Here is a 14,685-nt window from a genome sequence, read left to right as displayed (position 1 = left end):
ACGCGCGCCCCGCCGTTTCCCCTCAGGGTCGCCCGACCAAATCTTCGACCTCCAGCAATTCGGCCAGCCGCCGGCGGGCGCGATAGACCCGCGTCTCGATAGTCTTGGCCGAAACCCCCAACACCTCGCCGGCGGCCTGTTGGGACAGTTCCTCAAACACCGTGAGGATCAGAGGCTCCTTGAGCTTGGCCGGCAGCAAAGCGATCGCGCGGTCGAGCGCCCGCCGTCGTTCGGCGGCGATCAGACCGCTATCGGCGCGGGGCTGCGGATCGGGCGCGGCGGCCACCGCCTCGCCGCCCGGATCGGCCCCGAAGAAAGCCCGCCGCACAGCTTCGCGCCGCCCGCGGTCGCGGCACTTGTTGAGGGCGATGGCCCGAATCCAGCTCGCGAACGAGCGGCCGGCGTCGTAGCGCCCCAGATTGCGCCAGGCGGCGACGAAACTTTCCTGGACGATCTCGTAGGCGGAATCGGCGTCGCCGACGTACCGGCGGACGAAGCGATATAGCCATTCCTTGTGGCGTCGCATGAGCTGGGTGAAGGCGTGATCCTCCCCCCCGAGCGCCAGACGGACCAGCTCGGCGTCGGACTCCTCGTCGGAACCCGTCACTTCGCGTCTTCGGTCAGGGCCTCCGACACGCGTCTGTCGAAGATCGCGGCCTGTTCGGGGGTCAGGATCGCCCGCATCTGCAGGATATGGACGACCGTCTCCTTCTGAAGCTCGCCCATCACATCGTGGAAGTGCTCGATCGCGATCCGCACTTCGGGTGAGTACTCGTGCTTGGCGTTGATCGCGCCGGCCAGCTCGGCGTTCGCCATGCGCAATTCGGCTTCGCGGGCGCTGCGGGTGATGGAGAACTCCCGCTCGATCGCCTGGAGCTGGCGCCCCTGTTCGGCGCTCAGGCTGAGCTTCTCGTGCATAAACTCATGCAGCGAGGGCTCCTTCGTGGCGTTGAGCACGTATGTGGCCCCGCCCCAGGCGCCGAGCCCGGCGGCCAGCGCGGCGAACAGCACGGTCAGGATCGCGCTTCGCAGACCGCTCACCGACGCGCTTCCAGCAGGGTCGAAGGCGCAAGCCGGCTATCCAGGGCGAAGACCGACGTCTCCTTCGGCGCGGCGACCGAGGCCACCGCCGAGGCGCTGCCGACCGCGGCGCCGACGACCAGCGCCATGACCAGCGTCGCCATGCGAACAGGCGCAAACCCGAACGCCGCGGCGCGCTCGATGCGCGCGCCGCCGATCCGCCGCCACACCACGGGTTCAAGCTGGCTCAGATCACGATCCAGGCCCTGGGATCGCAGGCCCTCGACCAGTTCATCCAGCGATTGGTTCATCGACGACTCCGAATACGTCACCCCATCTATACGCGACGACCACGCAAATCCCTCAGCTTTTGGCAGATGCATCGCAGCGTCGAGCGCGCAACGGTTGCATCCACCCCGGCGCCACCCGACATCCACTGAGCGTCCACAGTCCGGCGGCAAGACGAGGCGCCCTACCGAGGAGCGCCCATGCCTGTCGTCGACGCCGCCGAACCGCCCCTGAGCGACCTGACGCCAAAGGCCGCGCCGCTGTTGCAAGCGCGACTGTCGAAATCCCGCGCCCCCGGCCTGGCTGCCGCCGTCGTAAACCGCAACGGCGTGGTCTGGTCGGGCGCCGGAGGGATCCGGCGACGTTCTCAAGAAGACGCAATAGGCCATTATGACTGCTGGCATATTGGCTCCAACACAAAGGCCATGACCGCAGCGCTGTTCGCCCGCCTCGTGCAGGCCGAGCTCGCCCGCTGGGACGTCCCGCTGACGAACCTGTTCCCGGACCTGCGGCTCGACGGCGCGTGGGACGCCGTCACTATCGCTGATCTGTTGCGGCATCGATCCGGCCTTCGCGACCGCGGTCTCGTTGACGCCGCATGGATTGCGAGCGCACGCGCGGCGCCCGCGCTGGCCGCCGACCAGCGCAGTGAACTGGCGGCGCGGGCCCTACGCGCCCCGCCCCGCCGACGTGATCGAAGGTTCGCCTACGCCAACGTCAACTACGTGATCGTCGGCGCGGCGATCGAACGGATCACTGGACAGGCCTGGGAAGACGCGATGCGGACCTGGCTGTTCGAGCCGCTCGGCATGGAGTCGGCCGGGTTCGGAGCGCCGCGCGGCGACCAGCCCTGGGGCCACCGCAGCCAGTTCGCCGGGCTCGGCGTTGGCGAGGCGATCGATCCGCAGCGGCCGGAGGCAGACAATCCCGCGGTCCTCGGCCCGGCCGGGACCGCGCATATGTCGCTGACCGACCACGCCCGGTTCGCGCGGCTGTTCCTTACTGACGGAGCCGGCTTCCTCACCCGCGCCAGCATCAGCGCCCTGACGACGCCGGCGGCGGGCGAGGCGAACGACTACGCCTTCGGCTGGGGGGTGATCGCCGAACGGCCCTGGGCCCGCGGGCCGGTGCTGCTGCACGAAGGCTCGAACACGCTTTGGCACTCGGTCGTCATCGTCGGACCGCAACGTGGGCTGGCGGTCCTGACCGCCGCCAACGCCGCCGGGCCTGGAGGACGCGCCGCCCAGGGACTGGCGCTGGACCTCCTCAAGCTATACGCAGGCGCCGACCGGCTCTAGGCGTTCCGCGCGTGCGCATGGGCTGGCCGGGTTCTGCGCGAAATCTCCACAATCGCCCGGCTCGTGGCCCACATGGACAACGCCCTCATCCTGATCGTCGAAGACGAGCCCGAAATCGCCGAGATCCTCGAGGCCTATCTTGGCCGCGACGGCTTTCGAACCGTCCGGGCGGGCGACGGCATGACGGCCCTGCAGCACCACCGGATGCTGCGGCCCGACCTCGTCGTGCTCGACGTCAAGCTGCCCAAGGCCGACGGCTTCGAGGTCCTGGCCGAGATCCGTCGGCGCGGCGACACGCCGGTGATCATGGCCACGGCGCTGGCCGAAGACCTCGACAAGCTCTCGGCGCTGCGCATCGGCGCCGACGACTATGTGGTCAAGCCCTTCAATCCGCTCGAACTGGTGGCCCGCGCCCGCGCGGTCCTGCGCCGGACTCAGGCCCGCGGCATGAGTCATCTGTTGCGCCTCGGCCCGCTGGAGATCGATCCGCAGGCCTATTCGGTCGCGGTCATCGGTGATGCCGAGACCAAGGCGCTGGACCTGACGCTTACCGAGTTCAGGCTGCTCGAACACATGGCGCGCACGCCGCGCAAGGTGTTCAGCCGCGCCGAGCTGCTCGACGCCTGTCTCCCGGACGGCGACGCCCTGGAGCGGACCGTCGACAGTCACGTGTCCAATCTGCGTCGGAAGCTGGAGGCGGCTGGGGCCACCGACCTGCTGGAAGGCGTGCGCGGCGTCGGCTATCGGCTGGCCTACTTGGCATGACCCGCCTGCGCCGCCTGCCCCGTCGGCCCTGGAAGCTGAGCGCCCAGCTGGTCGCGGCGATGACCGCGGTCGTCTCCCTGTCGGTGATCATCATGATCGGCGGCATGGCGCTGTACTATCTGATCCTCGACAAGATCCTGCGGCTGCAGATGCCGCCCCAGGCGCTGGCGGCCTACAACGCGATCGAGGCCAACCGCCCGCCGCAGCCGACGGACTTCCAGGTCCTGCTCGATGTCCACAAGGGGCTGGAGACGCGGCTCAGCCTGATGGAGTTGGCGGCCCTGGCCATCTGCGGAGCGGTGGCCCTGACCGCAGGCGTGGCCGCCGCGCTCTGGTTCGCGCGGCGGATCAGCGAGCCGCTGCACCGGGTGGCGGCGACCGCCCGCCGCGTCGCCGGCGGCGACCTCGGCGCCCGCGTCGTGCAACCCGAGTTCGGCGGCGGCGCCGGCGAAACCCACCAACTCATCGCCGACTTCAATCTGATGGCCGACGAGATGCAGCGCGCCGAACGTGACATGCGCGAAAGCGTAGCGGCTATCGCCCACGAGCTGCGCACCCCGCTGACGGTGCTGCGCGGACGACTGCAAGGCATGTCGGACGGCGTGTTCGTGCCCGACAGCAAGGGCCTGGCCGGACTGATCCTGCAGGTCGACTCGTTGACGCAGATCGTCGAGGACCTGCGCACCCTGAGCCTGGCCATGGCCGGCCGGCTCCTTCTGCAGCCGGCCAATCTCGACCTGGCCCAGGAGATCGAGGCGGCGGTCGACGCTCTGGCCCCGGACTTCACCGCGGCGGGACTGACGATCGAACGTGACCTGCGCCCGGCGCCGGTCCGGGCCGACCCGGCGCGGCTGCGCCAGGTGTTGCTGGTCATGCTGGAGAACGCCCGCCGCTACGCCCTGACCGGCGGCGTGGCGCGGGTCGAAACCCGGCGCGGCGAAGGCATGGTCTATCTGCGGGTGCTGGATCGCGGCCCAGGCCTGCGCGTGGGCGACGAGGAGCGCGTTTTCGAACGCTTCTGGCGGGCCGACGAATCCCGCTCGCGCGACGCCGGCGGCACCGGTCTGGGCCTGGCGGTGGTCAAGGCCATCGCCGAGGCCCACGGCGGATCGGCGATCGCCTTCGCGCGCCCCGGCGGCGGCGCCTGTTTCGAGATCCGCCTTCCGGCCTAGGACTCCACGTAAACTTCACGCGCTCACCACCGCCGCCCGATGGTCCCACGCGACCTGGGCGCCATGATCCCCCTCGCCCGCAAATCCATCATCTACGAGTGGCGGCGTTTCGCGCCCGCCATATTCGCCGTCGCCTTCTCCGGCGTCCTGCTGCTCGCCCAGGCTGCGCTGGCGGTCGGGATATTCGCGACCGTCGCGGTCTACATCGAGCGCTCGGACGCCGAGCTGTGGGTCGGCTTTCCCGGCACGCCCAGCATCGACCAGGGCCGCTACATCTCATCGCGCACGGAATCGCTGGTGCGCATGCATCCCGACGTCGCCCGCACGGAGCCGTTTTCCTGGGCCGGCGGGGTCTGGCGCTCGCGCCCCGGCGCCGGCGACATCGCCGTGGTCCTGGCCGGCATCGACCCGCGCGCCGGATCGCTGACCTTCGCCGACGTGGTCTCGCCCGCCTTGCGTGATCGGCTGAGCACGCCGGACGCGGTGCTGGTCGACGTCGCCGACAAACAGAAGCTCGGCGTCGAGATCGGCTCGTCCGCCGAGATCAACGGCAAGCGCGTGCGCGTGGTCGGCTTTACCGAAGGCCTGCGGGGCCTCGGCAGCATCAACGTGATCTCCTCGCTCAGCACCGCGCGGTATCTCGACCCCGGCCTGCACGAGACGGACGACGTGGCCTACTTCCTCGTCAAGCTGCGGCCCGGCGCCGATCCCGAGGCCGTACGCAAGGACCTGTCGCCCAAGGGACCGCTCGCCCGCTACGAGGCGTGGACGGCCCGAGACTTCGCCGACCGGACGACCAACTTCTGGCTGTTCGAATCCGGCATGGGCACCGCCTTCGGGGTCTCGTCGCTGATCGCCCTGGCGGTCGCCATCGTGATCACCAGCCAGACCCTGATGGCCGCCGTCGCCGCCTCCATCCGCGAGTACGCGACCTTGCGGGCCCTCGGCGCGCCGGGCCGGCTGCTGCGCGGCATCGTCCTGCAGCAGGCGCTGTGGGTCGGCCTGGCGGGCATGGCGATCGCCGGGATCGTCTCGGCGCTGATCCTCTGGCTGGCCAAGCTGGCCTACGTGCCGATCGCGCTGTCGCCGCTCATCGTCGGCGGCTGCCTGGGCCTGGTGCTGATGGTGGCCCTCGCGTCCGGGCTTATCGCCCTGGGCCAGCTTTCCAAGGCCGATCCGGCCGCGCTCCTCCGGTGAGCCTTCCGATGACCAAGACCTTCAATCCCGCCATTTCCGCCCGCGGCGTCAGCAAGTCCTACACGGTCGGCAAGGTCCGCACGCAGGTGCTGTTCGACGTCGACGTCGCCGTCGAGCCGGGCTGCCTGACCCTGGTCGCCGGCCCGTCGGGCTGCGGCAAGAGCACCCTGCTGGCCATCCTCTCGGGCCTCACCGCCCCCGACACCGGCGAGGTCCGCGCCCTGGACCGCCCGCTCTGGAGCCTCAAGGCCGGACAGCGGGATGCGTTCAGGCTGGAACATACCGGCTTCGTGTTCCAGGGCTTCAACCTGTTCAACGCGCTCACCGCGGCCGAACAGGTCGCCTTCACGCTCGAATGCATGCAGGTGCGTTCCAGCGAGGCCATGGCGCGGGCGAAGACGGCGCTCGAGGCGGTCGGCCTGGGCCCGCGGATGCACCTGCGGCCGATGGAGCTGTCGGGCGGCGAGAAGCAGCGGGTAGCCATCGCCCGCGCCCTCGCCAAGCAGCCTCAGCTGTTGTTCGCCGACGAACCGACCAGCGCGCTGGACTCCCAGAACGGCCTGGCCGTGGTCGGGCTCCTGCGCGAGATCGCCCACAGACAGGGGGCCGCAGTGCTCTGCGTGACCCACGACCCCCGCCTGCTCTCCTTCGCCGACCGCATCCTGCACATGGAGGACGGCCGCATCGTCGCCGACGAGCGTCCGGACCCCGCGGCGGCCCCCTCCCTCATTCCCGAAGACCAGCACTCATGATCATGCGTTTCCTCTCCACCGTCGCCGCGGCGGCGGTCCTGACCGGCTCGCTTGTCGCCTGCGGCCAGTCCGAGCCTAAGGCCGAGCCGGCTCCCGCTTCGCGACCCGTCGCCATGGCCAAGGGCAAGATCGACGTCGAAGGCGGCGTCATCCGCCTGGCCGCCCAGCGCGAGGGCCTGATCCAGGACGTCTTCGCCGAGGAAGGCGACCGGGTCCGAAAGGGCCAGGTCCTGGCCCAGATCGACAGCCGACAGGCCGCCCTCAGCGTCGCCCAGGCCAAGGCGGATCTTTCCGAGGCCCGGGCCCGGCTGCTGGCCGCGATGGCCAGGTCGGACGCCGCCGAGCGCGAAGCCAAGCGCCTGGCCGGACTGGGCGAGGTCGACGCGGTCGCTCGCCAGGAAGCCGACAAGGCCATGGACGAGGCCCGCGTCCAGCGCGGCGAACTGGCCGCCGCCAAGGCCGCCGTCGAAGTCGCCGCGCAGAAGCTGAAGACCCAGGAGTTCGAGATCGAGGCCCGACAGGTCCGCGCGCCGCTGGACGGCCGCATCGTCCGCCGCTCGGCCAAGCCAGGGGACGGCGCCTCCACCCTTAACGTCACCGAGCTGTTCCTGCTGGCCCCGGACTCGCCGCGCATCGTCCGGGCCGAGCTGGACGAGCAGTTCGTCGCCGGCGTGAAGGCCGGCCAGCGGGCCGACGTCCTGCTGGAGTACGACGAGAAACAGTCGTTCCGCGGTCATGTGCTGCGGCTGGGCGAGGTGTTCGGCTCGCGCAAGCTGGCCAGCGACGACCCCAACGAGCGCCAGGACACCCGCGTCGTCGAGATGGTCGTCGCCATCGAAGGCAGCGACAATCTGCGCATCGGCCAGCGCGTGCTCGTGCGGGTGATGCCGTGAGGACGCTGCTGATCATCACCGCCGGTGCCCTGGCGCTGGGCGGGTGCGCGAGCTTTTCGGGGGGCGGCCAGCCCGTCAGCTCGGCGCAGCTGGCGCCAACAGGAACGATCGCCTGGACCTACGACCTCGGAGATCCGGGCTTCGCCGCCTATCTGCGCAGCGCCGATCTGGGCTCGCTGGACGTGAAGTCCGCCCTGGCCCGGGCCAAGGCCGCCGACGCCGCCCTGCGCGCCGCGCGCTCAGAAGGCTGGCCCGAACTCACCCTGAGCGGCGGGGCCGGCCGGTCCATCCCGGGCGAAGGCGCTTCGCGCGGCGCGGCCGACCTCGACCTGGTCGGTCGCTGGACCATCGATCTCTGGGGCGAGGTGCGCGCGGCGACGGGCGCGGCTCGCGCCGACGCGGAGGCGGCCAAGCTGGACGTCGAAGCGGCCCGCGCGATCCTGGCGATGGAAGCTGCGCGCAGTTGGCTGGCGCTGGCCGCGATCGAAGACCGGCTGGGACGGCTGGACTCGCGTCGCACCATGGAGGCCGAAGGGCTGGCCCTGGTCGAACGCCGCATCGCCGCCGGGCGCGCGAGCAAGGACGAGGCTCTTGAGCGCCGCGCCAATCTCGCCCGCATCGAGGACGAACACCATGCGGCGCTGGGCGAACGACTGATCGCGCGCCAGCGACTGATCGCGCTAGCCGGCCCCTCGTCCGAACCGTTCGCCGCCGGGCCGATGCCGCTGTACGACCTGGCGCCGTTCGCGCCGGACGGCCTCAGCAGCACCGACCTGGAAAAACGCCCGGACGTCGCCGCAGCCGCGGCGCGACTGGAAGCGGCCGACGCCCGGCGGCTGGCGGTGATCCGTGCGGCCCGACCCAAGCTTTCGCTCGGCGCCGCCCTTCGCGGCCAGGAGGACAGCCTCTCCGGCCTGCTGGAGCGGCGCAGCCTGACGCTCACGCCCGGCGTCAGGATCGAGGGGGCCATGTTCGACGGCGGCCGGGCCGGCGCGCGCGCAGACAAGGCCGCCGCGGAAGCGGCCGACGCCGAGGTGAGCTACCTCAAGGCGATCATCACAGCGGAGTCGGATCTGGCGGCGGCGCTTGCGCTCGGCGCCGCAGCACGGGCCAGGCAAACGCCTGCAGGCGAAGCCGTATCGCTGGCGCGCCAGCGGCTTCAGTTGGCCCAGTCGCGACTAACCGCAGGGACCGCTGCGCGGCTCGACGCCATCGACGCCGAGCGTGCGCTGGTGGACGCCCGCGACGCCGAAGCCAGCGCCCGGCGCGCCCTGATCGACGCCTCGATCCTCGCCCAGGCGGCGATCCTCGGGGGACGCTCGGCCGATGCCAGCCCCACGCTCTGAGGCCTTCGCCGCGGCTCTGCGCACACTGCGCCCAAGCTCCACACTAGGGGCTCATCTGCACTCTCGCACGGTCGAGTTGCGACCGTGCTTCCGAGGAGATTTGACTATGAAATTCTGGATCAGCCCCCTCGTCGCAGCGCTCGCGCTCGGCGCCACGGCCGCCAGCGCCGAGCCGTTCCAAGGCTTCCACGTCGGCGCCGGCATCGGCGGATCGAAGATCCAGTCCGAGGACGCCATTCCGGGCTTCGCCCGCAAGGCCGACAACGACGCGAGCAGCCTGGCTTATCGCGCCTTCGCCGGTTACGACCTGCGGGTGTCCGAACGGGTGGTGATCGGCGCCGAAGCCGGGATCAGCGGCGGCGACAAGAAGATCGAAAGCCGGGTCGACGCCGCGCGCGTCAAGGTCGATCCGGGCCGCGGCTACGACCTCACCGCGCGCCTGGGCTTCCTGGCCACCGACAATCTGATGCTCTACGGCCGCGCAGGCTGGGCGCGTCAGAACTTCGAGCGCGAGATCCGCTTCACCAACAACGCGGCGGTCATCCGCAGCGACAAGGACGTCGACGGCAAGCTGTTCGGCCTCGGCGCCGAGTACGCGGTCTCCGACAACATCGCCGTTCGGGCCGAGTACGACCGCACCGACTTCGACGGCGACCGCAAGCGCGACCGCCTGCTGGTCAGCGCCGCCTACCGCTTCTGAGCCAATGCGGCCGCGCGCGCTCCCCATTGCGCGCGGCCGCAGGGGCGGCCCCCATGCCCCGGGGCCGCCCCGCCGCGCCTTAACCGCGTGCGGTAACAATCTCGCAACGCTCGCGTGAGTAGGTTTCATCCGGGGCAAAACGCCCTGCGGACACGTTTGTCCGCCTCCGGGAACCGAGGCTTCGTCATGCCGCTGAACAGCGTCAATACGAACACCAGCGCGATGATCGCGCTGCAGAGCCTCAACGCCATCAATACGGAATACGCTCAGGTCCAGCGGCGCATCTCGACCGGCCTGAAGATCGCCGGCCCCAAGGACAACCCCGCCATCTGGGCGATCGCCCAGAACATGCGGGCCGAATCCAAGTCCCTCGACGCCGTGATGAGCTCGCTGCAGCGCGGACAGTCCATCGTCGACACGGCGATGACCGCCGGCGAGACCATCTCCGACATCCTCTCCCAGATGAAGGAAAAGGCGCTGGCCGCCACCGAGGCCGGCCTCAGCACCGCCAGCCGCCAGGCGCTCAACGACGAGTACGTCGCCCTGCGCCGCCAGATCGACCTAGTGGCGTCGAACGCCAGCTTCGACGGGGTGAACCTGATCTCGGCCGGTTCGACCGGAAACATCCGCGCCTTGGCCAACACCAAGGCGACGGCGACGATCAACGTCGACCACATCGACCTATCCACGACCGGCGGGGCCATTTCCCCGACGCTCGCCAATCTGATGGGCGGTGTCACCTCCGCCGACATCCGGGCGCTGGAGGCCTCCTCGCAAAAAGTGTCCGCCGCGATGTCGAAGCTCGGAGTCGGCGGCAAGGCCCTGGACCGCCAGCTCGAAATGAGCGCCAAGCTGCAGGACAGCTACGACGCCGGGATCGGCAACCTCGTCGACGCCGACATGGCCAAGGAAAGCGCCCGGCTGACCGCCCTGGACGTCAAGATGCAGCTGGCCATCCAGGCGTTGCGGATCGCCAACCAGGGCCCCTCGCTGCTGCTCGCCCTGTTCCGTTAGCGGCGATCTTCCGATCGCCCCCTCCCAGCGGAGCTGCAAGCGCCTATATCGCGCTGATGGTTGATCTCTCGGTTCTCGATCTCTCGCCGATCGTCGAAGGCGGCGATGCCGCTCAGTCGCTGCGCAACAGCCGCGACCTCGCCCAGCACGCCGAGCGCTTCGGCTACAAGCGCTTCTGGCTGGCCGAGCACCACAACATGGCCGGGGTCGCCAGCGCTGCGACCTCCGTGGTCATCGGTTACGTCGCCGAGGGGACCTCCACGATCCGGGTCGGCGCCGGCGGCATCATGCTGCCCAATCACGCGCCGCTGGTGATCGCCGAGCAATTCGGCACCCTCGCCTCGCTCTATCCTGGCCGCATTGACCTTGGCCTCGGGCGAGCTCCCGGCTCGGACCAGGCCACCGCGCGCGCCCTGCGGCGGACCCTGGCCGGCGACATCGACGACTTCCCGCGCGATGTGATCGAGCTGATGAACTACTTCGAACCGGTCAAGCCGGGCCAGATCATCCGCGCCGTGCCCGGGGCTGGCCTGGACGTCGAGTTCTGGATGCTGGGGTCGAGCACCTACGGCGCCCAGCTCGCCGCTGCGCTCGGCCTGCCCTACGCCTTCGCCTCGCACTTCGCCCCTGCCCAGCTGGAGCTGGCGCTGAACGTCTACCGCAGCCAGTTCCGCCCGTCGGAGCACCTGGACAAGCCGCGGGTGATGCTCGGGGTCAACATCACGGCCGCGGACACCGACGCCGAGGCCCAGCGCCTGTTCACCTCGCTCAAGCAGGCCTTCATCAATCTTGGCCAAGGCCGTCCCGGTCCGCTGCCGGCGCCGGTCGACGATCCGGACGGGCGCCTAGACGAAATCGGCGGGGCGATGCTGCGGCAGAGCTTGAGTTGTTCGATCGTCGGCTCGCCCGAGCGTGTGCGTCAGGGCCTGGCCGATTTCGTGCGCCGGACCGGCGCCGACGAGCTGATGGTCACCGCCCAGGTCTACGATCACACCGCCCGGGTCAGGTCGTTCGAGATCGCCGCTCAGGCGCGCGACGAACTCGCACGCCTGGCGGACGCGCCGGCCTAGCTGTTGTCTTCGACTTCAGCGCCAGGGCCGTTCTTCTTGATGGAATCGATCGCGTTCTGAGCGCTCGCCTTCGACGAATAGCCTTCGGTCGAGAACATCGTTTCGCTGTTGTACTTGAAGCGAACCCGGAATTCTCCGGCCTTGTCCTTATAGATTTCGAACTTGTGCGCCACAGGTCGTCTCCGTTTTACAATTGAACATGCCCATCCCCTGCCGGGCAGACTTGGGCGCCGCTCCAATCAGGTCAAGCCTGATCCCGGCGCGGCGCGCCACACTAAGGCCACGCTTGGATGATGGCTTTGCGACAGGCGGTCGTGCGCCCCATCTAGTCAGACAGATTGTGTCGTCCTTTCGCCTGGAGCCCGTCATGCGCGCCCTGCTTTTCACCGCCTTCGCCACCCTTGCGCTCGCCGGTTCGGCGATCGCCGAGCCGATGCCGACCGTCGCCAGCGTCGAGGTCAAGCTCAGCCCCGAGCTGCAGAAGAAAGCCGCCGAGGAATACGGCGTGCGCGACGTCGAGCGCCTGGCCGCCGAGCTGCGCAAGGACGTCGAGCGCGAGATGCATCGCACCGGTGTTCTCGCCGGCGGCCGCCTGGAGCTGACCCTGGTCGACGCCCGGCCGAACCGGCCCACTTTCAAGCAGCTCGGCGACACGCCTGGCCTGTCGATGGAGAGCTTCGGTGTCGGCGGCGCCAAGATCGAGGGCCGGGCCATTTCGGTCGACGGCGAGGTCACCCCCGTCCGTTACGACTGGTACGAAACCGACATTCGCCAGTCGCGCCTGACCACCACATGGTCGGACGCCGAGTACGCGATCAACCGCTTCGCCTATCAGCTGGGCCGCGGCAATGTGTACGCTCGCCGCTAACGCCGAAAGGCCTTGCCACCCTAGGGGCTGAGGGTTCACATCGCGCCGCTCGCCGGACGCCAGTAGATCCGGAAGCGCCTAGGGGATGAGTGAAATGACCGCAAAGGCGGAACGGCGTTCCAACTGGACCTTGGCGGCGCTGGCGGCGCCATGTCTTCCGCTCGCGGGCCTTGGCCTGCCGCTCGTGGTCTACCTCCCCGAATACTATGCGAACGAACTTGGCCTCAGCCTCGGCGCCGTCGGCATGGCGTTCATGCTCGTGCGCCTGCTCGACATGGCCTTCGACCCCTACATCGGCGGGGTCATGGACAGCACGCGCTCGCGGTTCGGCCGCTTCAAGCTGTGGTTCGCGATCAGCGCGCCGCTGCTGATGCTCGCCTCCTACATGCTGTTCATGGCCAAGCCCGGCGTCTCCACCGGCTATCTCTGGCTCTGGCTGCTGGTGGTCTATGCCGGCGTCTCCATCGCCGGCCTGTCGCAGCTGGCCTGGGCCGCCGTGCTCTCGCCGCAGTACGACCAGCGCTCACGGATCTATGCTTGGTGGCAAGCCGGCAACGTCGTCGGCATGATCTTCGTGCTCACCCTGCCGGCCCTGCTGCCGATGCTCGGCGTGACCGGACACCGCGCCGGGGTGCAGGCGATGGGCTGGTTCATCGTCGTGCTGCTACCGATTACGGTGGGCCTGGCCCTGTGGCGCGTCCCCGAGCCCCAGGTCGCCTCCGAGGTCAAGAAGTCGGGCTTCCGCGAGTACCTGGCGCTGTTCAAGCGCCCGAGCGTGGTCCGCATCCTGGTCGCCGACCTGCTGATCGGCACTGGCCCGGCGATCACCGGCGCGCTGTTCTTCTTCTTCTTCGGCCGGGTGAAAGGCTTCACCCACGCCGACGCGAGCATGCTGCTGCTGATCTACTTCATCGGCGGCCTGGTCGGCGCGCCGCTGTGGACCTGGCTCTCGTACAAGATCTCCAAGCACAGGGCGCTGGCCGTCTCCGGCGTCGTCTACGCCGTCCTGACCCTGTGCTCGCTGCTGATTCCGCAAGGCGCGATGATCCCCGCGGCTATCCTGATGTTCCTGATCGGCGTGCCCTACGCCGCCGGCGCCTTCCTGCTGCGGGCGATGATGGCCGACATCGGCGACGAGGAGCGGCTGGCCAGCGGCGTCGACCGTACCGGCCTGCTCTACGCGATCCTCTCCGGCACCGTGAAGGTCGGCTCGGCGGCTGCCGTCGGCATCAGCTTCCCGCTGCTGCAGGCCATGGGCTTTGATCCTAAGGGCCAGGGCGTCGACACCGGCCTCCAGGGCCTGGCCATCCTGTTCGCGGCGGTGCCCGCGGCCATGTCGATCGCCGCCAGCGTCATCGTCTGGAGCTTCCCGCTGACCTCCGAGCGCCACGCGGAGATTCGCGCGGCCCTGGCGGCGCGCGATATGAAGGACGCCGAACTCGCCGAGGCCGCCGAATAGTCCATGAGCTCCAATCCCAGCGATCAGCGCCCCATCGACCGCCTGCTGTCCATCATGGCGCGGCTGCGCGACCCTGACGGCGGCTGCGCCTGGGATCTGGAGCAGACCTTCGCGACCATTGCCCCCTATACGGTCGAGGAAGCCTACGAGGTCGCCGACGCCATCGAGCGCGGCGACCTGAACGACCTGCGCGAGGAACTGGGCGACCTGCTACTGCAGGTCGTGTTCCACAGCCGCATGGCCCAGGAACAGGGCGCCTTCGCCTTCGACGACGTGGCCGACGCCATCTCCGAAAAGATGATCCGCCGTCACCCGCACGTGTTCGGGCAGGACGAGCAACGCACCAGCGCCGAACAGACCCGCGCCTGGGAGGTCATCAAGGCTCAGGAGCGGGCCAAGAAGGGCAAGAACCAGAGCCTGCTGGACGACGTGCCGACCGGCCTGCCCGCCCTCACCCGCGCCGTGAAGCTGACCGCCCGCGCCGCGCGCGTCGGCTTCGACTGGCCGGACGTCTCATTCGTGCTCGACAAGCTGCGCGAGGAGACCGCCGAGCTGGAGCACGAGATCGCCGCCGGTCGTGACGTCGCCCGGATGCGCGACGAGCTGGGCGACATCCTGTTCGTCTGCGCCAACCTGGCCCGCAAGCTGGACCTGGAGCCCGAGGACGCACTGCGCTCGACCAACGCAAAGTTCGTGCGCCGCTTCCAGTTCATCGAGGCCGAACTCGCCAAGCGCGGGAAGAGCGCCGAGCAGTCCGACCTCGCCGAGATGGACGCCCTCTGGGACGCCGCCAAGGCCGCGGAGAAGGCCTGACCCCGATAGGCCTCCGCCGTCCGGGATGAT

General features: G+C 69.5%; 17 protein-coding genes. 13 read left to right on the top strand and 4 right to left on the bottom strand.

Annotated elements, in window-relative coordinates; genetic code table 11:
• Positions 1 to 22: 22 nt before the first annotated feature.
• From OUA97_RS02085 to OUA97_RS02075, 3 genes are read right to left on the bottom strand one after another with little or no spacing between them, the layout of a single operon-like run.
• Positions 23 to 607, bottom strand: coding sequence for an RNA polymerase sigma factor (locus OUA97_RS02085; protein ID WP_267230101.1), 585 nt, complete (start codon positions 605 to 607; stop codon positions 23 to 25).
• Positions 604 to 1,041, bottom strand: coding sequence for a Spy/CpxP family protein refolding chaperone (locus OUA97_RS02080; RefSeq protein WP_267230100.1), 438 nt, complete (start codon positions 1,039 to 1,041; stop codon positions 604 to 606). The genes OUA97_RS02085 and OUA97_RS02080 overlap by 4 nt, the downstream gene beginning before the upstream one ends.
• Entirely contained in the window at positions 1,038 to 1,331 is a 294-nt protein-coding gene (locus OUA97_RS02075) for a hypothetical protein (protein WP_267230099.1), read from the bottom strand. The genes OUA97_RS02080 and OUA97_RS02075 overlap by 4 nt, the downstream gene beginning before the upstream one ends.
• Before the next feature lie 177 nt (positions 1,332 to 1,508).
• Here OUA97_RS02075 and OUA97_RS02070 point away from each other — a divergent pair, with 177 nt between their 5' ends.
• From OUA97_RS02070 to OUA97_RS02025, 10 genes are all read left to right on the top strand, one after another.
• Positions 1,509 to 2,606 (top strand): serine hydrolase domain-containing protein, encoded by a 1,098-nt coding sequence (locus OUA97_RS02070; RefSeq protein WP_267230098.1) that lies wholly within the window; start codon positions 1,509 to 1,511, stop codon positions 2,604 to 2,606.
• Between the two features lie 72 nt (positions 2,607 to 2,678).
• Positions 2,679 to 3,371, top strand: a complete 693-nt coding sequence (locus OUA97_RS02065) for a response regulator (RefSeq protein ID WP_267230097.1) — start codon at positions 2,679 to 2,681, stop codon at positions 3,369 to 3,371.
• On the top strand, positions 3,368 to 4,543 hold the full coding sequence (locus tag OUA97_RS02060) for an ATP-binding protein (RefSeq protein ID WP_267230096.1): 1,176 nt from the start codon (positions 3,368 to 3,370) through the stop codon (positions 4,541 to 4,543). The genes OUA97_RS02065 and OUA97_RS02060 overlap by 4 nt, the downstream gene beginning before the upstream one ends.
• Positions 4,544 to 4,606: 63 nt before the next feature.
• Positions 4,607 to 5,740 (top strand): ABC transporter permease, encoded by a 1,134-nt coding sequence (locus tag OUA97_RS02055; RefSeq protein ID WP_267230095.1) that lies wholly within the window; start codon positions 4,607 to 4,609, stop codon positions 5,738 to 5,740.
• Between the two features lie 8 nt (positions 5,741 to 5,748).
• On the top strand, positions 5,749 to 6,492 hold the full coding sequence (locus OUA97_RS02050; protein ID WP_267230094.1) for an ABC transporter ATP-binding protein: 744 nt from the start codon (positions 5,749 to 5,751) through the stop codon (positions 6,490 to 6,492).
• A complete protein-coding gene (locus tag OUA97_RS02045; protein WP_267230093.1) occupies positions 6,489 to 7,385 on the top strand; it encodes an efflux RND transporter periplasmic adaptor subunit in 897 nt (298 codons plus the stop codon). Before OUA97_RS02050 ends, OUA97_RS02045 begins: the two co-directional genes overlap by 4 nt.
• Positions 7,382 to 8,731: a TolC family protein gene (locus OUA97_RS02040; protein ID WP_267230092.1), complete on the top strand. Its 1,350-nt coding sequence runs from the start codon at positions 7,382 to 7,384 to the stop codon at positions 8,729 to 8,731. Before OUA97_RS02045 ends, OUA97_RS02040 begins: the two co-directional genes overlap by 4 nt.
• A 106-nt stretch (positions 8,732 to 8,837) precedes the next feature.
• Entirely contained in the window at positions 8,838 to 9,431 is a 594-nt protein-coding gene (locus tag OUA97_RS02035) for an outer membrane protein (protein WP_267230091.1), read from the top strand.
• Between the two features lie 186 nt (positions 9,432 to 9,617).
• A complete protein-coding gene (locus OUA97_RS02030; protein WP_267230090.1) occupies positions 9,618 to 10,445 on the top strand; it encodes a flagellin in 828 nt (275 codons plus the stop codon).
• 56 nt (positions 10,446 to 10,501) lie between these two features.
• On the top strand, positions 10,502 to 11,515 hold the full coding sequence (locus OUA97_RS02025; RefSeq protein ID WP_267230089.1) for an LLM class flavin-dependent oxidoreductase: 1,014 nt from the start codon (positions 10,502 to 10,504) through the stop codon (positions 11,513 to 11,515).
• Here the strand turns inward: OUA97_RS02025 and OUA97_RS02020 are convergent.
• A complete protein-coding gene (locus OUA97_RS02020; protein ID WP_267230088.1) occupies positions 11,512 to 11,688 on the bottom strand; it encodes a YegP family protein in 177 nt (58 codons plus the stop codon). The two genes, OUA97_RS02025 and OUA97_RS02020, sit on opposite strands and share 4 nt — an antisense overlap.
• Before the next feature lie 194 nt (positions 11,689 to 11,882).
• On the opposite strand from OUA97_RS02020, the gene OUA97_RS02015 reads away from it, so the two are divergent.
• The 3 genes from OUA97_RS02015 (at position 11,883) to mazG (ending at position 14,655) form a co-directional block, all read left to right on the top strand.
• Positions 11,883 to 12,383, top strand: a complete 501-nt coding sequence (locus OUA97_RS02015) for a hypothetical protein (protein ID WP_267230087.1) — start codon at positions 11,883 to 11,885, stop codon at positions 12,381 to 12,383.
• 94 nt (positions 12,384 to 12,477) lie between these two features.
• Positions 12,478 to 13,842 carry an MFS transporter gene (locus OUA97_RS02010; protein WP_267230086.1) on the top strand — a complete coding sequence of 455 codons (1,365 nt, stop codon included), beginning with the start codon at positions 12,478 to 12,480 and terminating at the stop codon, positions 13,840 to 13,842.
• A 3-nt stretch (positions 13,843 to 13,845) separates the two neighbouring features.
• Positions 13,846 to 14,655, top strand: coding sequence for a nucleoside triphosphate pyrophosphohydrolase (gene mazG / locus OUA97_RS02005; protein ID WP_267230085.1), 810 nt, complete (start codon positions 13,846 to 13,848; stop codon positions 14,653 to 14,655).
• Positions 14,656 to 14,685 lie beyond the last annotated feature (30 nt).

The organism is Phenylobacterium sp. 58.2.17 (assembly GCF_026411515.1).
Lineage (GTDB): Bacteria > Pseudomonadota > Alphaproteobacteria > Caulobacterales > Caulobacteraceae > Phenylobacterium.
This window is presented reverse-complemented; position numbering and strand designations above follow the sequence as displayed.